Source organism: Streptomyces sp. NPDC086549 (genome assembly GCF_044746205.1).
Lineage (GTDB): Bacteria > Actinomycetota > Actinomycetes > Streptomycetales > Streptomycetaceae > Streptomyces.
This window is the reverse complement of sequence record NZ_JBIVBS010000001.1, coordinates 384513-401489: the sequence shown is the minus strand read 5'-3', so window position 1 is coordinate 401489 and position 16977 is coordinate 384513. Positions and strand designations below refer to the sequence as shown.

Here is a 16977-nt window from a genome sequence, read left to right as displayed (position 1 = left end):
CTTCAGGTGACCTTGGGCCACACTGCTGAGGTTGCGGGCGGCGTACACGGCCGTTAACCCCAGTATGACCAGCGCCGACCACCAGGAGCGCGCGGGCTGCACGGCATCTGACGCGGCGCAGGCCCGAGGGCCTGTCCGGCGGATCATGCCGCAGACGCGGGGTCTGGCACGCCCATCTGCGGCGTTGTCGTCGGTTGCCGACTCCCCCACGCTCGGCTGCGCTCGCGCGGGGGGACCCCCATCGCGTCGACGCCCTCCTCCGCCTTGCAGCTGGACGCACCAGACCCCGCTCACCTGGGCTGATGAGGCGCCGTTGCTTTCCTGCGACCTGATCCGCCGGACAGGCCCTAGCGGCCCAGCGACAGGACGACGAGCGCCGTCGTCGCCGCCGTCTCGGCGAGCCCGCCGAACACGTCACCGGTGACCCCGCCGAAGCGGCGTGTGCAGTGGCGGAGCAGGAGTTCGGCCACGACGGCGGCGGCGACGACGGCGAGAGCGGTACGCGCCATGTCGTACGGCCCGAAGAGGGCACCCCCGCCCGCGGCCCCGGCGACGACGGCGAGCGCGACGGTTATTGCGCCGCCGGCCGGCACCACCCCGGCCACCGCCGCCCCCAGCCCCTCCGGCCGGGCGGCCGGCACCCCGGCGCGGGCGGCTAGGGTCAGCGCCAGCCGGGCGGCGGTCGCCGAGACGACGGCGGCCAGCGCGCCCCACGCCCAGGAGCCGCCGTAGGCCTGCGTCAGCGCGGCCACCTGGGCGAGCAGCACGAAGACCAGGGTGAGTACGCCGAACGGCCCGATGTCCGACTGCTTCATGATCCGCAGCGCGTCCTCGGCGGGCTTGCCGCTGCCCAGCCCGTCCGCGGTGTCGGCGAGACCGTCGAGGTGCAGACCACGGGTGAGGGCGGCGGGTACGGCGGCGGTGGCGACGGCGGCGAGGAGGGGGCCGGCGCCGAGGAACAGCAGCAGCCCCCCGAGCGCGGCCGCGCACCCGCCGACCACGAGCCCGGCCAGCGGTGCGCACAGCATCCCGCCGCGCGCGGCCTCCCGGTCCCAGCGGGTGACCCTGACGGGGAGCACGGTGAGGGTGCCGAAGGCGAAGCGCAGGCCGTCCGGCCAGGGGGTCTTGAGCACCGGCGCAGGTTACCCGGCGGCCGGCCGGGGCCGTACGGCCGCCGGAGAGATCAACGGGGATGATCGGGGGATAAGGTGCGCATATGGGGCACTGGTTGTATCGGAACATCGTCGAACCCGGCAAACTCCCGCTGCTCCTGGCCCTCACCGCCTTCGTCCTGACCTTCGTGATCACGCGGGTCATCACCCGGCTGATCCGGGCGGGCAGGGGTCCCTTCGGCAACGTCCAGGCGGGTGGGCTGCACATCCATCACGTCGTGCCCGGCGTCCTCCTCACCGTCGGCGGCGGCTTCGGCTCCGTCGCCAGTGACGGCCGCGGCTTCGGCGCGGTCCTGTCCGCCGTCCTCTTCGGTGCCGGCGCGGGCCTGGTCCTCGACGAGTTCGCGCTGATCCTGCACCTCAATGACGTCTACTGGACCGAGGAGGGCCGCAAGAGCGTCGAGGTCGTCGTCCTCACCGCGGCCCTTGTCGGCCTGTTCCTCGCCGGCTTCGCCCCGTTCGGCGTCAACGACCTCTCCCAGGAGGAGCTCCAGGACCGCGGCACGGTCATCCTGACCATCACCGCCAACTTCGTCTGCTCTCTCGTCGCGCTCGGCAAGGGCAAGGCGCGGACCGCGATCTTCGGCGTGATCGTGCCCCTGGTCGCCCTCGTCGGGGCGATCCGCCTGGCCCGCCCCGGCTCCCTCTGGGCCAGGCGCTTCTACCGCAACCGCCCACGCGCCCGGGCCAGATCCATCCTGCGCTCCTACCGCCACGACCGCCGCTGGGCGGGCCGCAGCCGCGTCCTGCAGGACTGGATCGGCGGCAAACCGAGCCCGGACCCGCCACGCCTTTCCGGCCGTCGGTGAGTGAGCGCGTGCCTCAGGGCCGGATCGGCGTGCGTGCCCGGCGCTGCGGCTGTTGGCCGTGGCGGTGCCGCAGTGCCGCCGCCCCGCACAGCGCCGTCACGCCCGCGATCGCCGCCAAGTGCTCCTTGCCCGCCAGGTTTTCCTTCAGCAGCATCTCGACCACCATCGCCGTGACCACCCCGGCCGCCGTCACATAGGCGCCGTACCGCCAGCCCAGGTACACCGCGAGCCCCACCACGGCCGCCGACGGGCCGGTGTCCACCACCTGGGCGTCCGCCCCGGACAGTCCCATCGGGGCGTGCGGCCCCAGCATGATGCCCACGCGCGCGTACAGGGTTCCGGCGAGCGTGGCGACGTAGGCGATGGTCAGCGTCCGCCACCAGCCGAGGCAGATCTCGGCGATCCCGAACACGAACAGGAGTTGCGCGAGTGCGCCCCACACCGGCAGGTCCAGCGCCGGCACGAAAAGCGAGAGGGGGGTGCGCAGGAGGCCCAGCCACAGCGGGTCCTCGGCGCGTACGGCCCCGATGTTCTGCACGAGCCGGAAGCCCCAGGACTGGTTCTGCACGAACTGCAGTAACGCCGTCAGACCCACCGCCCCGAGCGTCATCGGGATCGCCCGCCAGGGCCGTTTGAGCAGTGGCTCGCGCACGGTGACGTGGAGCAGTCCCCATTCGGCGCGGGCCCAGCGGGCGAGCGTCCTCATCTGTGTGTCTCCAGGTGTTTTCGGTGCAGCCACTTCGGTAGTCCCGGCGCCTCCAGGAACCCCTCCGCGCGCGCCGACGCGAGGCCGATGCGCGGCAGGTCCGCGCTCTTCTCGAAGAGCAGGAACCGCGGCTCCCAGATGGGCCGGTACTTTGCGTTGGCGCGGTACAGCGACTCGATCTGCCACCAGCGCGAGAAGAAGCTGAGCAGCGACCGCCACAGCCTCAGCACCGGCCCGGCGCCGAGGCGTGCGCCGCGTTCGAAGACCGAGCGGAACATGGCGAAGTTCAGCGAGACTTGAGTGATCCTGATCTCCTGGGCCCGGCGCAGCAGCTCGATGACCATGAATTCCATCAGCCCGTTGTCGGAGTCCCGGTCCCGCCGCATGAGGTCGAGCGACAGCCCGTGCGGCCCCCAGGGAACGAACGAGAGCAGGGCCTTCAACTCCCCTTTCCCGTCCGTGCACTCCAGCATCACGCACTGCCCGTCACCCGGGTCCCCGAGCCGCCCGAGCGCCATGCTGAAGCCGCGCTCGGTGGCCCCGTCCCGCCAGTCGTCCGCCCGCCTGAGCAGGTACGCCATCCGGTCGTCGGGAATGTCCTCGTGCCGCCGGATGCGCACCTCGTACCCGGCCCGCTTCACCCGGTTGTACGCCTGCCGGACGGTGCGCATCGCCCGTCCCTCCAGCGTGAAGTCGGCCACCTCCACGATCGCCTCGTCGCCGAGCTCCAGGGCGTCGAGACCGTGCCGCGCGTACACGGTCCCGGCCTCCTCGCCCGCCCCCATCACGGCCGGGATCCACCCGTGCTCCCGCGCCTGCGCCAGCCACGGCACGATCGCCCCGGGCCATGCCTCCGGGTCGCCGATCGGATCCCCGGAGGCCAGCGACACCCCGCCCACGACCCGGTACGCCACCGCGGCCTTCCCGGTCGGCGACCACAGCACGCTCTTCTCCCGGCGCAGCGCGAAGTAACCGAGCGAGTCCCGCTCACCGTGCCTCTCGAGCAGCGCCCGCAGCCGCTTCTCGTCGTCCTCGGTGAGCGCGTCGACGGCGCGCCGGGAACGGAAGGCGGCGTAGAGGACGGCGAGGACGAGGACCGTGCTGAGCACGTTGATGACGACGTTGACCCAGTTGGGGGTGGAGATGTCGGGGAAGCGGGACTCGTCCGCGGCGACCGAGATCAGCCGCAGCGTGCCGTAGTGCCAGCGCTCCAGGAACGTCGAACGAGCGGCGTCCGGCGCCTGGTCGGTGACCGTCACCAACAGCGCGGCCAGCAGGGAGGCGAGGAGTCCGCCGCCGACGGCGACGGTGGCGGCGAGCTTGGGGTTGGACCGGTCGCCCTTGGCGTAGAACTCCCGCCGCCCCACCAGCAGCGCGCCGACGAAGGCGGCCGTGAGGACCAGGGAGATCCAGTTCTGCGCGTACTGCCGGATCTCCGGGAACGCCATGGCGAGGGCGAACAGGGCCAGGAACACCCCGCTCAGCACCAGGTTCAGGATCCACGCCGCCCGCTTGCGCCGCCGCATGGTGATGGCCAGGAAGGCGGTGAACACACCCGAGGCGAAGCCGGCCGTCAGCAGGTACGGGGTGAAGAAGTTCTCCTGGTTGTGCCGCCGCACGTCCTGGCCGAGGGAGACCCAGACCGCACTGAGGAAGTTGATGAAGGCGACGGCCCGCAGGTACCAGACGGCGAGAGCGGCGGCCCGCCGGGAGGCCCCGGTGGACCGCCGCTCCCTGTCACCAGGGCATCCCGGGCCGGCTTCCTGTTCCGCGGCAATTCGGGCATCTCCCATAGGGGAGGATCATATGGGCGCGGACGCGGCGAACCGCGTTATGCGGACACGGCGAACCGCGTTGTTCAGGCCGGACCGCTCCCCTCGGAGTCCGCTTCCTTCTCCGCTTCCTTGTCTGCCTCTGCCTCTGCCTCTGCCTCTGCCTCTGCCTCTGCCTCTGCCTCTGCCTCTGCCTCTGCCTCTGCCTCTGCCTTTTCCTCTGTCGCTTCCGTCTCCTTCTCGGGAAGCTCCGCCGCCAGCGCGGCAGCGGCCTGGACCAGCGGCAGCGCGAGCAGCGCCCCGGCGCCCTCGCCGACTGTCATGCCCTGGTCGAGCAGCGGCTCCAGCGCCATCCGGTCCAGCGCCTTCGCCTGGCCCGGCTCCCCGCTGCCGTGCCCGGCCAGCCACCAGTCCGGCGCGCGGAACGCGATCCGCTGCCCGACCAGCGCGCACGCGGCCGCCACGACCCCGTCCAGGATCACCGGCAGCTTCCGCACGGCGGCCTGCAGCAGGAACCCGGTCATCGCGGCGAGGTCGGCCCCGCCCACGGCCGCCAGGAGCTCCAACTGGTCCCCGAGCACCGGCCGGGCCCGGCGCAGCGCGTCCCGCACGGCCGCGCACTTGCGCATCCACGTCAGGTCGTCGATGGCGAGCCCGCCCCGGCCGGTGACCACCGACGCGTCGGTCCCGCACAGCGCCGCGACGAGCACGGCCGCCGCCGTGGTCCCGCCCACGCTCACATCGCCCAGCACCACCAGATCCGTACCGGAGTCGGCCTCCTCGTCGGCCACCGCGACACCCGCCTGGAAGGCCGCCTCCGCCTCCTGAAGGGTCAGCGCGTCCTCGATGTCGATACGACCGCTGCCGCGCCGCACCCGGTGCCGTACGACCTCCGCCGGCAGCGCGTCCGGCTCGCAGTCCAGCGCCATGTCGACGACCCGCACCGGCACCCCGAGCCGCCGCGCGAGCACCGACACCGGGCTGCCGCCCTCCAGCACGGACCGCACCAGCCGCTCCGCGCTGCCCGCGGGCCGTGCGGAGACGCCCCGTTCGGCGATCCCGTGGTCACCGGCGAAGAGAACGACCCGGGGGCGTTCGACCGGCCGTACCGGTACGGCACCCTGTGCGGCCGCCAGCCACTCACCCAGTTCGTCGAGGCGCCCCAGTGACCCCGGCGGTACGACCAGACGTTCCCGGCGCGCCTCGGCGTCACGGCGCACGCCCCCGTCCGGGCGCTCGATCAGATCGGTGAAGTCGTCGAGATTAAGCGAGCTCATTCGCCGAACAGTACCGGCACCGAACGAACGCTTCCGCGTCACATCGCCACCACACCCGTACGGCGTCTTGGCATTCAAGATCGCGATCCCCTACGTTCCATTTTGCCGCGGAATGTCGTATAGGGAGCCGTTCATTCATGCCGCCCTCGCCCCCCACCCCGCAGTCCATCGACGGATTTCACGAGCCCCGCCGCGAGAACTGCCCCTGGTGCGGCTCGAAGCGCCTGCGCACCCGGCTGCGCGCGCCCGACCGCCGCCGGTACCAGCGGGGCACATTCGTGGTCGACGAGTGCCGCGACTGCGCCCACGCCTTCCAGAACCCGCGCCTCACCTCCGAGGGACTCGCCTTCCACCACCGGGACTTCTACGAGGGACACCTGCGGGACTTCGCCGAACGCATCCTCGCCACCCGCCCCGCCCGCCGGCGCCACCGGGCCGCCGCCCGCGCGATGCTCGCGCTGCCCGAACCGGAGAGCTGGCTGGACGTCGGCACGGGCCACGCCCACTTCCCGGAGACGGCGAGGGAACTCTTCGTCTACACGTCCTTCGACGGCCTGGACCCGACCTCCCGCGTCGAGCAGGCCCGCGAGGCCGGCCGCATCGAGGAGGCCCACCGGGGCCAGCTCACCACCCCCGCGATCCTCGCCCGCCTGCGCTCCCGCTACGACGTGGTCAGCATGTTCCACCACCTGGAACACACCCCCGACCCGCGCGCCGAACTCCGCGCCGCCCTCGCCGCGCTCCGCCCCGGCGGCCACCTCCTTGTCGAAGTCCCCGACCCGCACAGCGCGTTCGGCATGCTCCTCGGCAAGTGGTGGCTGCCCTACGGCCAGCCCGGCCACCTCCACCTGATGCCCCTGGACAACCTCCGCACGGAACTGGAGTCCCAGGGCTGCACCATCGTCACGACCGACCGCCGGGCACCCCACATCCCCTACGACCTGTCAGCCGCCCTCTCGCTGGCCCTGGCCCACGTCCTGCCGAAGGCCTGGCTGCCGGCGACCACCCCCCTGGTGACCGCGGCGACAGCCCTGGACCACACCCTGGCCCCCCTGCTCCGCCGGACCCGCTTCTCGAACGCCTACCGCATCATCGCCCGCAAGGGCACCGAGCAGTCGCCCTGGACCGAGCAGTCGCCCTAGGACCTGTCGTCACCCACGCAGCACCACGGCCTGCCCGGCGACCACCAGCAGAACCTGCTCGCACTCGGCCGCGAACGCCGAGTTCAGCCGACCGAGTTCGTCCCGGTAGCGCCGCCCGGACGCCGTGGCCGGCACGATGCCCGACCCGACCTCGTTCGACACGGCGACGACGGTCCGCCGGGTGGCCCGTACCGCCGCCGTCAGCTCCCGCACCCGCTCCCTCAGCGCCCGTTCACCGCCGGCCGCCCACTCCGCGTCGTCCCACGCTCCGACGGAGTCCATCGCATCCGTCAGCCACAGCGACAGACAGTCGATCAGCAGGGGCGGCCCGTCCTCCGCGAGCAGGGGCACCAGGTTGCACGTCTCCGTCGTACGCCACGACCCCGGACGCCGTTCCCGGTGCGCGGCCACCCGCGAAGCCCACTCCGCGTCGCCGCTGCGTGAGCCGCCCGTCGCCACGTACAGCACGTCGGGAAACGTCTCCAGCCGTCGCTCGGCCTCCACCGACTTCCCCGAGCGCGCGCCGCCGAGGACCAGCGTGCGCCGCGGCACGTCGGGCACCTCCTCGTACGCCCCCACCACCAGCGTCGTCCCGTCCGGCACCGCACGCGCCCCCGCGGCGGCCAGCCGCCGGCGCAACTCCGCGCCCGGCGGCACGTCGTGGTCCAGATGCACGGCAACCACGTCGGTCGTCGGCCCGACGGCCCCCACCGCCCGCAGCTTGGCCAGCGCGTCCGGCCGCCCCACGACGTCCGCGAGGACCAGGTTGTACACCTCGCCGGGAGCCGACCCCTCCTCCAGCCCGGCCGGCGCGGCCCCCGGCGGCAGGTACAGCAGCCGCTGCCCGGCGGGCCCGGTCACCGCGTATCCGGTGCCACCCGCGTCCATCGCCAGCGCGCGTACCCGATGACCCGTCAGCAGCGCCAACTCCCGCCCGTCCGGCACCCGCACCGGCTGCGGCAGCCCGGCGGGAACCTCCACCGCCGGCCCGTCGTGCGGATGCGAGAGGAGCGCCTGCCGTACCCCGCCCAGCGAACGCCCGGCCCGCGCCGCCGCGAACGCCGCCCCGGGCATCAGGTCGATCAGCAGGACCCCGTCCACGAGCAGCGCGGTGGCCGCCCGCGCATCCGGCCCGAGCGCGCTCGCGCAGACAGCACAGGGACAGTCGGGGCGGGGGAGTCCCGCGGGGGCACCGGTACCGAGCAAGGTCACTTCCACGTACCAATGTTCCCGTGGCTCTGCTGGTGCCGCGAACCTGTGGCGCCCCTTAGGGGCGCGGGGAACGGCGCGACCAGCCCCCACTCACCCGCAGACAACCACGACCCGGCCTCTCACAGCCAACCCAGCGGAGCGAATAGGCTGCGCAGAGGAGCCGGATCAAGATCCGGCTTCTGGTCTGCACGTGCTGACACCAGGGAGGCGTACATGGCGGCATGGACGTGGCGGTTCGAGAAGGCCGACGGGACGGAGGTCCAGCCCGCGGTGCAGCCCGAGGAGTTCACCACGCAGGGCGATGCCGAGTCCTGGATCGGCGAGTACTGGAAGGGGCTCATGGAGGGCGGCGCGGACCAGGTGCGGCTCTTCGAGGACGCCACGGAGATCTACGGGCCGATGAGCCTGCACGCCGAGGAGTCGTAGGACGGGTGCGGCGGGGCGGCCGTGCCGACGGCCGCCCAGGGTCAGCCCCGCACCCCGCACAGATGCAGCAGCGCCGCGACCCCCCGGTACGGATCGGTCCGCCCGGCCCGCGCCTCGGCGGCCAGCAGCGTGTCCAGGTCCGCCGGGATCTCCGCGCCGTCCGCGGCCGTGTCGGTGAAGACGCGCACCCCGTACCAGGCGTGCAGCGGGGCCCCGATCCCGGCCAGCGTGGCCGTCAGCGACTCCAGCCGGTCGGCCCGCACGTCGAGCCCCAGCCGGTTCCGGTAGGCGGTCGTGTCGAACGCGCCGAGCGCACCCGCCCAGTCACCGTCCAGCCCGGGCCGCATGGCCAGCGCGTCCCCGTTCCGCACCAGCAGCGACAGCAGCCCGCCCGGGGCGAGCATCCGGGCCAGCCCGGCCAGCAGCGGGTCCGGTTCCTCGACGTACATGAGCACCCCGTGGCACAGCACCACGTCGAAGCTGCCCGGCAGGAAGTGCACGCCGGTGTCCTGCCCGTCGCCCTGGACGATCCGCATCCGCTCGCGGATGCCCTCCGGCTGCCGGCACAGGGCCTCCCGCGCGGCCGCGATCATCGTGGCGTCCCGCTCCACGCCGGTCACCTGGTGCCCGGCCCGGGCCAGCCGCAGCGCCTGCGTGCCCTGGCCCATCCCCACGTCGAGCACCCGCAGTCGCTGCCCGACCGGGAACCGCCCGGCTATCTGCTCGTCGAGCTGCCGGGCCACCAGCTCCTGGCGTACGACATCCCGCAGGCCGCCCAGCTTGCTCAGCCAGGCATCGGCCGCGCCCCCGGAGAAAGCCTCTGCGCTCAGGGCCGCTCTCCGCGCTTGACCTGCGGCTTGGGCAGCCGGAGCCGGCGCACTTGCAGGGAGCGCATCAGGGCGTAGGCGACCGCGCCCCGCCTGTTCTGGTCCGGGAAGCGCTCGCCCAGCTGCTTCCGCAGACGGAAGCCCGAGAGGATCGAGTCGAGCACGATCAGCACGATCACGACCAGCCACAGCATCAGCGCGACGTTCTGCAGCGCGGGCACCCGCACCACGCTCAGCACCAGGATGACCACGGCCAGTGGCAGGAAGAACTCCGCCACGTTGATGCGCGAGTCGACCCAGTCGCGGGCGAACTTGCGGACCGGGCCCTTGTCGCGCGCGGGCAGGAACCGCTCGTCGCCGCCGGCCAGCGCCTGGCGCTGCCGCTCCATCTGGACGCGGCGCTCGTCGCGCTGCCGCTTGGCGGCGTCCTTGCGCGTCATCGGCGTGTTGGCGACGCTGCGGCGCTGGGACTGGGCCTCACTGCGCTTGGGCGTGGGCCTGCCCTTGGGGGCCTGCGGGTCACGGGGCTGCTTGGAGTCGGTCACCGCCGCCTTGTCGGCGGGGGCCTTCTCTTCCTTGGCACGGCTACGGAACACAAAACCCAAGGGTACGGGGTGACGGCGCATGGACCCCAGCCAGGCTGGGAACGATCCGGCAACACCGGACGTCTGTAGGGGGACAGAGGGGATGTTGCAGACGGTTCACCCGGCGGTCACCCGGGAGGTGACTTGGGGGGCCACCTACTCCCTACGCCGGAGCGGGACCGTCCGTACTCGTCCTTGGGGAGGAGCGCATCCGCCCCCGAACAGTGCGGTAATGGAGGCAGGGCCCGTACTGTGGGTTCTGTCGCAGGATCTGTGAGCTGGAGTCCGTCAGAAGGGGGCGCGCGAAGCCCATGAGCGGTGTCATGAAGCGTATGGGGATGATCTTCCGCGCGAAGGCGAACAAGGCCCTTGACCGGGCCGAGGACCCGCGCGAGACCCTCGATTACTCGTACCAGAAGCAGCTGGAGCTGCTCCAGAAGGTCCGTCGCGGCGTCGCCGACGTGGCCACCTCGCGCAAGCGGCTGGAACTCCAGCTCAACCAGCTCCAGCAGCAGTCCTCCAAGCTGGAGGACCAGGGCCGCAAGGCGCTCGCGCTGGGCCGTGAGGACCTGGCCCGCGAGGCGTTGTCCCGTCGCGCCGCCCTCCAGCAGCAGGTCACGGACCTGGAGACGCAGCACTCCACGCTCCAGGGCGAGGAGGAGAAGCTCACCCTCGCGGCCCAGCGCCTCCAGGCCAAGGTCGATGCCTTCCGTACGAAGAAGGAGACGATCAAGGCCACCTACACCGCCGCCCAGGCCCAGACCCGCATCGGCGAGGCCTTCTCCGGCATCTCCGAGGAGATGGGCGACGTCGGCCTGGCCATCCAGCGCGCCGAGGACAAGACGCAGCAGCTCCAGGCACGCGCCGGCGCCATCGACGAACTGCTCGCCTCCGGTGCCCTCGACGACCCGACCGGCATGGCCAAGGACGACATCGCGGCCGAGCTGGACCGGCTCTCCGGTGGTACGGATGTAGAGCTGGAACTGCAGCGGATGAAGGCGGAGCTGGCCGGAGGCGCGCCCCAGCAGGCGATCGAGGGCGGCACGGGCCAGTCGCAGTCCCAGCAGCAGCCGCAGGACACCCCGCGCTTCGACAAGCAGTAGCCGACGGCCTGGAGGGCGAGATGGCGGACATGATCGTACGGATCATGGGGGAGGGCCAGGTGAGGCTGGCCGACAGCCACCTCACCGAACTGAACAAGCTGGACGACGAACTCTTGGCCGAGATGGAGAACGGCGACGGCCCCGGCTTCCGCCGTACCCTCCAGTCCCTCCTGACCAAGGTCCGCGACCTGGGCGAGCCCGTGCCCGACGACTCCCTGGACCCCTCCGACCTCATCCTGCCGTCGCCCGACGCGACCCTGGAGGAGGTCAGGGCGCTGCTGAGCGACGACGGCCTGATCCCTGGATGACGGGAACCTCTCGACGAGGCCGTCCGGGCCGGAGAACGGGTCTGGGGGCGGCAGCCCCCAGGAACGTACTGTTCATTCCGTGAGCACTATCGACCGGGCCCGCTGCCGGGCCAGGGCGCACCCCCTCGCGCTCGACGCGGCGATCGCGGCGGGCGTGCTGGTGTGCATGGTCGTCGGGTCCTTCGTGGACCCCCAGGGGGAGGGCGACGTCACCTGGGGCGTCCGCAGCCCGGACCTCCTCAGCCTGCTCCTCATGACGGTCGGCGCCGCCGCGCTCGTCTTCCGCCGCGGCGCGCCCAGGACGGTCCTCGCGATCACCGGCACCGTCTCCCTCGTCGAGTGCGTCACCGGCGACCCCCGGGCCCCGGTCGCGATGGCCGCCGTGGTGGCCCTCTTCACGGTCGCGTCCGCCACCGACCGTCCCACCACCTGGCGGGCCGGCCTGCTCACCATGACCGTGCTGACCGGCGCCGCCATGCTCGCCGGACCCCTCCCGTGGTACGCCCAGGAGAACCTCGCCATCTTCGCCTGGACCGGCATAGGTGCCACCGCGGGCGACGCCGTCCGCAGCCGCCGCGCGGTCGTCCAGGCCATGCGGGAACGGGCCGAGCGCGCGGAGCGCACCCGGGAGGAGGAGGCTCGGCGGCGCGTCGCCGAGGAGCGGCTGCGCATCGCCCGCGACCTGCACGACGTCGTCGCCCACCACATCGCCCTGGTCAACGTCCAGGCCGGAGTCGCCGCCCATGTCATGGACAAGCGGCCCGACCAGGCCAAGGAGGCCCTCGCGCACGTACGCGACGCCAGCCGCTCCGCACTCAACGAGCTCCGCGCCACCGTCGGCCTCCTCCGCCAGTCCGGCGACCCCGAGGCCCCCACCGAACCGGCCTCCGGCCTGAGCCGCCTCGACGAGCTCGCCGGCACCTTCCGCAGCGCCGGACTCCGGGTCGAGGTCGCCCGCGCCGACCAGGGCACCACGCTCCCCGCCGCCGTCGACCTGGCCGCGTACCGGATCATCCAGGAGGCTCTGACCAACGTGCAGAAGCACGCGGGCCCCGACGCCAGGGCCGAGGTCAGCGTCGTACGCGTGGGACCGCACATCGAGGTCACCGTCCTCGACGACGGTTCGGGGGAGGAGACGGCCACCGAGGCCGGCGGCGGCCACGGCCTGCTCGGCATGCGTGAACGCGTCACCGCCCTGCGCGGCACCCTCACCACCGGTCCCCGCTACGGAGGCGGCTTCCGCGTCCATGCGATCCTGCCGGTCAAGACCCGCACCGTCGCCACGGGGGAGCCCGCATGACCATCCGTGTCCTGCTCGCCGACGACCAGGCACTGCTCCGCAGCGCCTTCCGGGTGCTCGTGGACTCCGAGCCGGACATGGAGGTCGTGGGCGAGGCGTCCGACGGGGCGGAGGCGGTGCGGCTGACCGGGGAGCGGCAGCCCGACGTCGTCCTCATGGACATCCGGATGCCGGGCACCGACGGCCTCGCGGCCACCCGTCTGATCAGCGCCGACCCGGCCCTCGCGGACGTCCGTGTGGTGATCCTGACGACCTTCGAGGTCGACGACTACGTGGTGCGGGCGCTGCGGGCCGGTGCCTCCGGCTTCCTCGGCAAGGGGTCCGAGCCCGAGGAGCTCCTCAACGCCATCCGGGTCGCCGCGGGCGGCGAGGCCCTGCTGTCCCCGACGGCCACCAAGGGTCTGATCGCCCGCTTCCTCGCCCAGGGGGACGCGGCGGGCGACGACCGCGACCCCGCCCTCTCCGGGCGGCTGGAGGCGCTCACCGGCCGGGAGCGTGAGGTGCTCGTCCAGGTCGCCGGCGGCCACTCCAACGACGAGATCGCCGAGCGTCTGGAGGTCAGCCCGTTGACGGTGAAGACACATGTCAACCGGGCCATGGCCAAGCTGAGGGCCCGGGACCGGGCGCAGCTCGTGGTGATCGCGTACGAGTCGGGCCTGGTACGTCCTAGGACGGACTGACGCGCCGAGGTGCGGGCTGATCCGCCGAGGTGCGGGCTGACGCGTCGAGGTGTGGGCTGATCCGCCGAGGTGTGGGCTGACCCGCCGAGATATGGCCGAAAGACGAGATACCGCTGAAAGAGCGGTGCCCCTCGGTGTGCGGGGCACCGCTCCGGTGTGTGCGGGGGTGCTTTACGGCAGTGCGAGCATCCGCTCCAGCGCCAGCTTGGCGAACGCCTCGGTCTCCTGGTCGACCTCGATGCGGTTGACCAGGTTGCCCTCGGCCAGGGACTCCAGGGTCCAGACCAGGTGGGGGAGGTCGATGCGGTTCATGGTCGAGCAGAAGCAGACCGTCTTGTCGAGGAAGACGATCTCCTTGCCCTCGGGCGCGAAACGGTTCGCCAGGCGGCGGACCAGGTTCAGCTCCGTGCCGATGGCCCACTTGGAGCCGGCCGGGGCGGCCTCCAGGGTCTTGATGATGTGCTCCGTCGAGCCGACGTGGTCCGCGGCGGCCACGACCTCGTGCGTGCACTCGGGGTGGACCAGGACGTTCACGCCGGGGATCCGGGCGCGCACGTCGTTCACGGAGTCCAGGTTGAAGCGGCCGTGGACCGAGCAGTGCCCGCGCCACAGGATCATCTTGGCCGCGCGCAGCTCGTCCGCGGTCAGCCCGCCGTTCGGCTTGTGCGGGTTGTAGACGACGCAGTCCTGGAGGGACATGCCCATGTCGCGGACGGCGGTGTTGCGGCCCAGGTGCTGGTCGGGGAGGAACAGGACTTTTTCGCCCTGCTCGAAGGCCCACTCCAGGGCACGCTTGGCGTTCGACGACGTACAGATCGTGCCGCCGTGCTTGCCTGTGAACGCCTTGATGTCCGCGGAGGAGTTCATGTACGAGACGGGCACGACCTGCTCGGCTATGCCGGCCTCCGTCAGCACGTCCCAGCACTCCGCCACCTGCTCGGCCGTCGCCATGTCGGCCATGGAGCAGCCGGCCGCGAGGTCGGGCAGGACGACCTTCTGGTCGCCGGACGTCAGGATGTCGGCCGACTCGGCCATGAAGTGGACGCCGCAGAAGACGATGTACTCGGCCTCCGGGCGCGCCGCCGCGTCCCGCGCCAGCTTGAAGGAGTCGCCCGTGACGTCGGCGAACTGGATGACCTCGTCGCGCTGGTAGTGGTGGCCGAGCACGAAGACCTTGTCGCCGAGCTTCTCCTTGGCGGCGCGGGCGCGCTCGACCAGGTCCGGGTCGGACGGCGAGGGGAGGTCACCGGGGCACTCGACGCCGCGCTCGCTCTTCGGGTCGGCTTCGCGGCCGAGGAGCAGCAGGGCGAGGGGAGTCGGCTGTACGTCGAGCTCCTGGGTCTGGGCGGTGGTCACGACACGCACCCTTTCTTCTTTTCGTCGATCTGACGCTATCTATCATAACCGGCTCACGTCAGTTTGACGATGGCCATAGCGTCGATGTGACGTGAATCCCGGTGGGTTCGTGCACGGCTCACTTTTCGCTCAAGGACGCATATGCGAGCATGAAGAGGAACCGAAAACGCAAGTGCTCGGCCCGGAATGAATTCGTGGGCCCGCCGGTTGCACTGTCGGCAAGCAGTCTCCGTACAACCCGGGAGAGATGTAGATGTCCGTATCGGACGAGACCACCACCGTCACCGACGGCATCGTTCTGACCGACGCCGCGGCGTCCAAGGTCAAGGCCCTGCTCGACCAGGAAGGCCGTGACGACCTCGCCCTGCGCGTCGCCGTCCAGCCCGGCGGCTGCTCCGGCCTGCGCTACCAGCTCTTCTTCGACGAGCGTTCCCTCGACGGCGACGTGGAGAAGGACTTCGACGGAGTCAAGGTCGTCACCGACCGCATGAGCGCTCCGTACCTGGGGGGCGCGACCGTCGACTTCGTGGACACGATCGAGAAGCAGGGCTTCACGATCGACAACCCGAACGCGACGGGCTCCTGCGCCTGTGGCGACTCCTTCAGCTGACCCGCACCGCGAACACCGCGAAGGCGGCGGCCCCCTCCGACAGGGCCGCCGCCTTCGCGCGTCCGGGTGGCCGCGACTAGCGCGCCTGCGAGGACGGTGCCGGGAGCCGCGCTCCCGGCTTCACCTTCGGGATCTCCTTGCCGTCGGAGCCGACGACCTTCCGGGTGCCGAGGGGCTTGTCCAGCTGTACGGTCTGCTCGTACTGCTTGGCGATGAGGATGCAGATCTTGTTCGGCCAGGGCTTCTCCGTCACCGTGACCGTCACCTGCTCCGAGCCCTCGTCGGCGGACGCCGTGTAGTCGGCGCACACCCCGCCCGTGAAGCGCACGGTCAGTTCCTTGTCGTCGGCCGTGTAGCCGTCCACCGGGACGTTCTTCGTCTTCGGCGCCGAGGTCGGCTGGTCGCCCGGTGAGGTCGGCTCCGCGGAGGGCGTCGACGACGAGGTCAGGTACTTCGGGTCGACCGCCGGATACGTCACGGTGAAGGTGCCCCTGGCCTGCGAGCCCTGCACCTCGAACAGCCAGGACGGCACCAGTGTCTGCCGTCCCTCGACGGAGTGCGCGGCCAGCCCGAACACCGCGTGCTCGACCGTGACCGTGTTCGGCTCCTGCCCCGGCGTCGGCGTCGACGAACCCGGGTCCTGTCCGGCCGTCGGCGTCGACGAACTGCACGGCTGTTCGAGCCGGTTCTTCAGCGGTACGGGACTGGCGCAGCCGCCGATGCCCATGCGGTGGTCGGTCCGCGGTGCCGCGTTCATCAGGTCCAGCGTCTTCTGCGCGCTCAGGACGGGATACGTGTCCCCCTTCACCGGCGCCTTCAGCAGCCCGCTGCCGCCGATCACCTCGCCCTGCTTGCTGACGGTCAGCCCGGTCGTCCAGCCGTACGTGGGCAGGCCGCCGACCACCGGGTCGGCGTTCACCACCCGCTGGGCGCCCATCACCTGGCCGGCGTCGATCTTCGCGTCGTCCTGGCCCAGCGCCTTCAGGATCGGTGCCGCCGCCTTCTCCGCGGCCGCCACGCTCACCGGGTCGCCGGCCGGGGCGCCGGGGTCGTGGGTGCAGACGGTGATCTTCTTGCAGTTGTCCGTGCCGGGTGCGTACCGGCTGAAGCTCCAGGAACCCGGCGCCTCCTTGTTGACCTGGAGGACCGGCCCCGAGCCGTCCTTCCCCGAGCCGACCCGCCAGGTCTGCCCCTCGGCCACCGGAGTCCCCTCGACCCCGAACGCCTCGGCCAGCCGGGCCACCTCGTCCTTGGTGACCTCGCCCGTCGGCCGGTACACCGCCGCCGAGCCGGGCCCGTCGGGCAGTGTGCCGTTCGCCTGGTAGGTCACGCCGTACGGGTTGGGCTCACCGGGCGCGATGCCCTCCGTGCCGCCCGAGGAGGCGGTGTAACCGTCGAGGGCGAGCGGCGGGGGAGTGTTCCCGCCACCGGACGCCGACGACCCCGTACCCGCCGAGCCGCCGCCGGCGGTGGTGGCCAGATATGCCCCACCGCCCCCGATCAGCAGCACGGCGGCCGCGACGGAGGCGACGAGCGCCGGGGAACGTCGCCGCGAGGCGTGCTCGTCGTCGTCCCCGGCGACTCGACCGATCTCCGGAACCGGTCCATGGCCGGCGTCCGGCACCGGGCCGGCACCCTCCAGTACGTGGACGTCCGCCTCCGCCCCCGCCGCTCCGCGCCCGGCCTCGGCGAC

Annotated in this window: 17 protein-coding genes; 8 read left to right on the top strand and 9 right to left on the bottom strand. The window is 72.1% G+C overall.

Annotated features, from left to right (window positions below; translation table 11 throughout):
• Positions 1-347: 347 nt before the first annotated feature.
• Positions 348-1133 (bottom strand): adenosylcobinamide-GDP ribazoletransferase, encoded by a 786-nt coding sequence (locus ACIPSA_RS01860; RefSeq protein ID WP_402627638.1) that lies wholly within the window; start codon positions 1131-1133, stop codon positions 348-350.
• Positions 1134-1216: 83 nt separating this feature from the next.
• On the opposite strand from ACIPSA_RS01860, the gene ACIPSA_RS01855 reads away from it, so the two are divergent.
• Positions 1217-1981, top strand: coding sequence for a hypothetical protein (locus ACIPSA_RS01855; RefSeq protein ID WP_402627636.1), 765 nt, complete (start codon positions 1217-1219; stop codon positions 1979-1981).
• A gap of 13 nt (positions 1982-1994) precedes the next feature.
• Here the strand turns inward: ACIPSA_RS01855 and ACIPSA_RS01850 are convergent, their stop codons facing one another.
• From ACIPSA_RS01850 to cobT, 3 genes are all read right to left on the bottom strand, one after another.
• Entirely contained in the window at positions 1995-2687 is a 693-nt protein-coding gene (locus ACIPSA_RS01850) for a hypothetical protein (RefSeq protein WP_402627634.1), read from the bottom strand.
• The gene (locus tag ACIPSA_RS01845; RefSeq protein ID WP_402627632.1) at positions 2684-4480 is read right to left on the bottom strand and encodes a phosphatidylglycerol lysyltransferase domain-containing protein; all 1797 of its coding nucleotides are present in this window, start codon (positions 4478-4480) and stop codon (positions 2684-2686) included. The genes ACIPSA_RS01850 and ACIPSA_RS01845 overlap by 4 nt, the downstream gene beginning before the upstream one ends.
• A 65-nt stretch (positions 4481-4545) precedes the next feature.
• The gene (gene cobT, locus ACIPSA_RS01840) at positions 4546-5736 is read right to left on the bottom strand and encodes a nicotinate-nucleotide--dimethylbenzimidazole phosphoribosyltransferase (protein WP_402627629.1); all 1191 of its coding nucleotides are present in this window, start codon (positions 5734-5736) and stop codon (positions 4546-4548) included.
• A gap of 137 nt (positions 5737-5873) precedes the next feature.
• On the opposite strand from cobT, the gene ACIPSA_RS01835 reads away from it, so the two are divergent.
• On the top strand, positions 5874-6878 hold the full coding sequence (locus ACIPSA_RS01835) for a class I SAM-dependent methyltransferase (protein WP_402627626.1): 1005 nt from the start codon (positions 5874-5876) through the stop codon (positions 6876-6878).
• 9 nt (positions 6879-6887) lie between these two features.
• Here ACIPSA_RS01835 and ACIPSA_RS01830 read toward each other — a convergent pair whose 3' ends face one another.
• Positions 6888-8096, bottom strand: coding sequence for a bifunctional adenosylcobinamide kinase/adenosylcobinamide-phosphate guanylyltransferase (locus tag ACIPSA_RS01830; RefSeq protein ID WP_402627624.1), 1209 nt, complete (start codon positions 8094-8096; stop codon positions 6888-6890).
• A 207-nt stretch (positions 8097-8303) separates the two neighbouring features.
• On the opposite strand from ACIPSA_RS01830, the gene ACIPSA_RS01825 reads away from it, so the two are divergent.
• The gene (locus ACIPSA_RS01825; RefSeq protein WP_402627621.1) at positions 8304-8516 is read left to right on the top strand and encodes a hypothetical protein; all 213 of its coding nucleotides are present in this window, start codon (positions 8304-8306) and stop codon (positions 8514-8516) included.
• A 41-nt stretch (positions 8517-8557) separates the two neighbouring features.
• On the opposite strand, the gene ACIPSA_RS01820 is transcribed toward ACIPSA_RS01825, so the two are convergent.
• Together ACIPSA_RS01820 and ACIPSA_RS01815 are read right to left on the bottom strand one after the other, a co-directional pair.
• Complete coding sequence (locus ACIPSA_RS01820; RefSeq protein ID WP_402627618.1) at positions 8558-9259, bottom strand: class I SAM-dependent methyltransferase; 702 nt, start codon at positions 9257-9259, stop codon at positions 8558-8560.
• 83 nt (positions 9260-9342) lie between these two features.
• Positions 9343-9969, bottom strand: a complete 627-nt coding sequence (locus ACIPSA_RS01815) for a DUF3043 domain-containing protein (protein ID WP_402627616.1) — start codon at positions 9967-9969, stop codon at positions 9343-9345.
• Between the two features lie 269 nt (positions 9970-10238).
• Between ACIPSA_RS01815 and ACIPSA_RS01810 the strand changes: the two genes are divergently transcribed.
• The 4 genes from ACIPSA_RS01810 (at position 10239) to ACIPSA_RS01795 (ending at position 13318) form a co-directional block, all read left to right on the top strand.
• Positions 10239-11030: a PspA/IM30 family protein gene (locus ACIPSA_RS01810; RefSeq protein WP_402627613.1), complete on the top strand. Its 792-nt coding sequence runs from the start codon at positions 10239-10241 to the stop codon at positions 11028-11030.
• 29 nt (positions 11031-11059) lie between these two features.
• Positions 11060-11338, top strand: coding sequence for a hypothetical protein (locus ACIPSA_RS01805; protein ID WP_402629422.1), 279 nt, complete (start codon positions 11060-11062; stop codon positions 11336-11338).
• Between the two features lie 79 nt (positions 11339-11417).
• Positions 11418-12638 (top strand): sensor histidine kinase, encoded by a 1221-nt coding sequence (locus ACIPSA_RS01800; protein ID WP_402627611.1) that lies wholly within the window; start codon positions 11418-11420, stop codon positions 12636-12638.
• Positions 12635-13318 (top strand): response regulator, encoded by a 684-nt coding sequence (locus tag ACIPSA_RS01795; RefSeq protein ID WP_402627608.1) that lies wholly within the window; start codon positions 12635-12637, stop codon positions 13316-13318. Before ACIPSA_RS01800 ends, ACIPSA_RS01795 begins: the two co-directional genes overlap by 4 nt.
• Positions 13319-13489: 171 nt before the next feature.
• Here ACIPSA_RS01795 and nadA read toward each other — a convergent pair whose 3' ends face one another.
• Positions 13490-14674, bottom strand: a complete 1185-nt coding sequence (gene nadA, locus ACIPSA_RS01790) for a quinolinate synthase NadA (RefSeq protein ID WP_402627606.1) — start codon at positions 14672-14674, stop codon at positions 13490-13492.
• A 253-nt stretch (positions 14675-14927) separates the two neighbouring features.
• Between nadA and erpA the strand changes: the two genes are divergently transcribed.
• Positions 14928-15284, top strand: coding sequence for an iron-sulfur cluster insertion protein ErpA (erpA, locus tag ACIPSA_RS01785; RefSeq protein ID WP_402627603.1), 357 nt, complete (start codon positions 14928-14930; stop codon positions 15282-15284).
• A gap of 76 nt (positions 15285-15360) precedes the next feature.
• Here erpA and ACIPSA_RS01780 read toward each other — a convergent pair whose 3' ends face one another.
• Positions 15361-16926: a hypothetical protein gene (locus ACIPSA_RS01780; protein WP_402629420.1), complete on the bottom strand. Its 1566-nt coding sequence runs from the start codon at positions 16924-16926 to the stop codon at positions 15361-15363.
• Positions 16927-16977 lie beyond the last annotated feature (51 nt).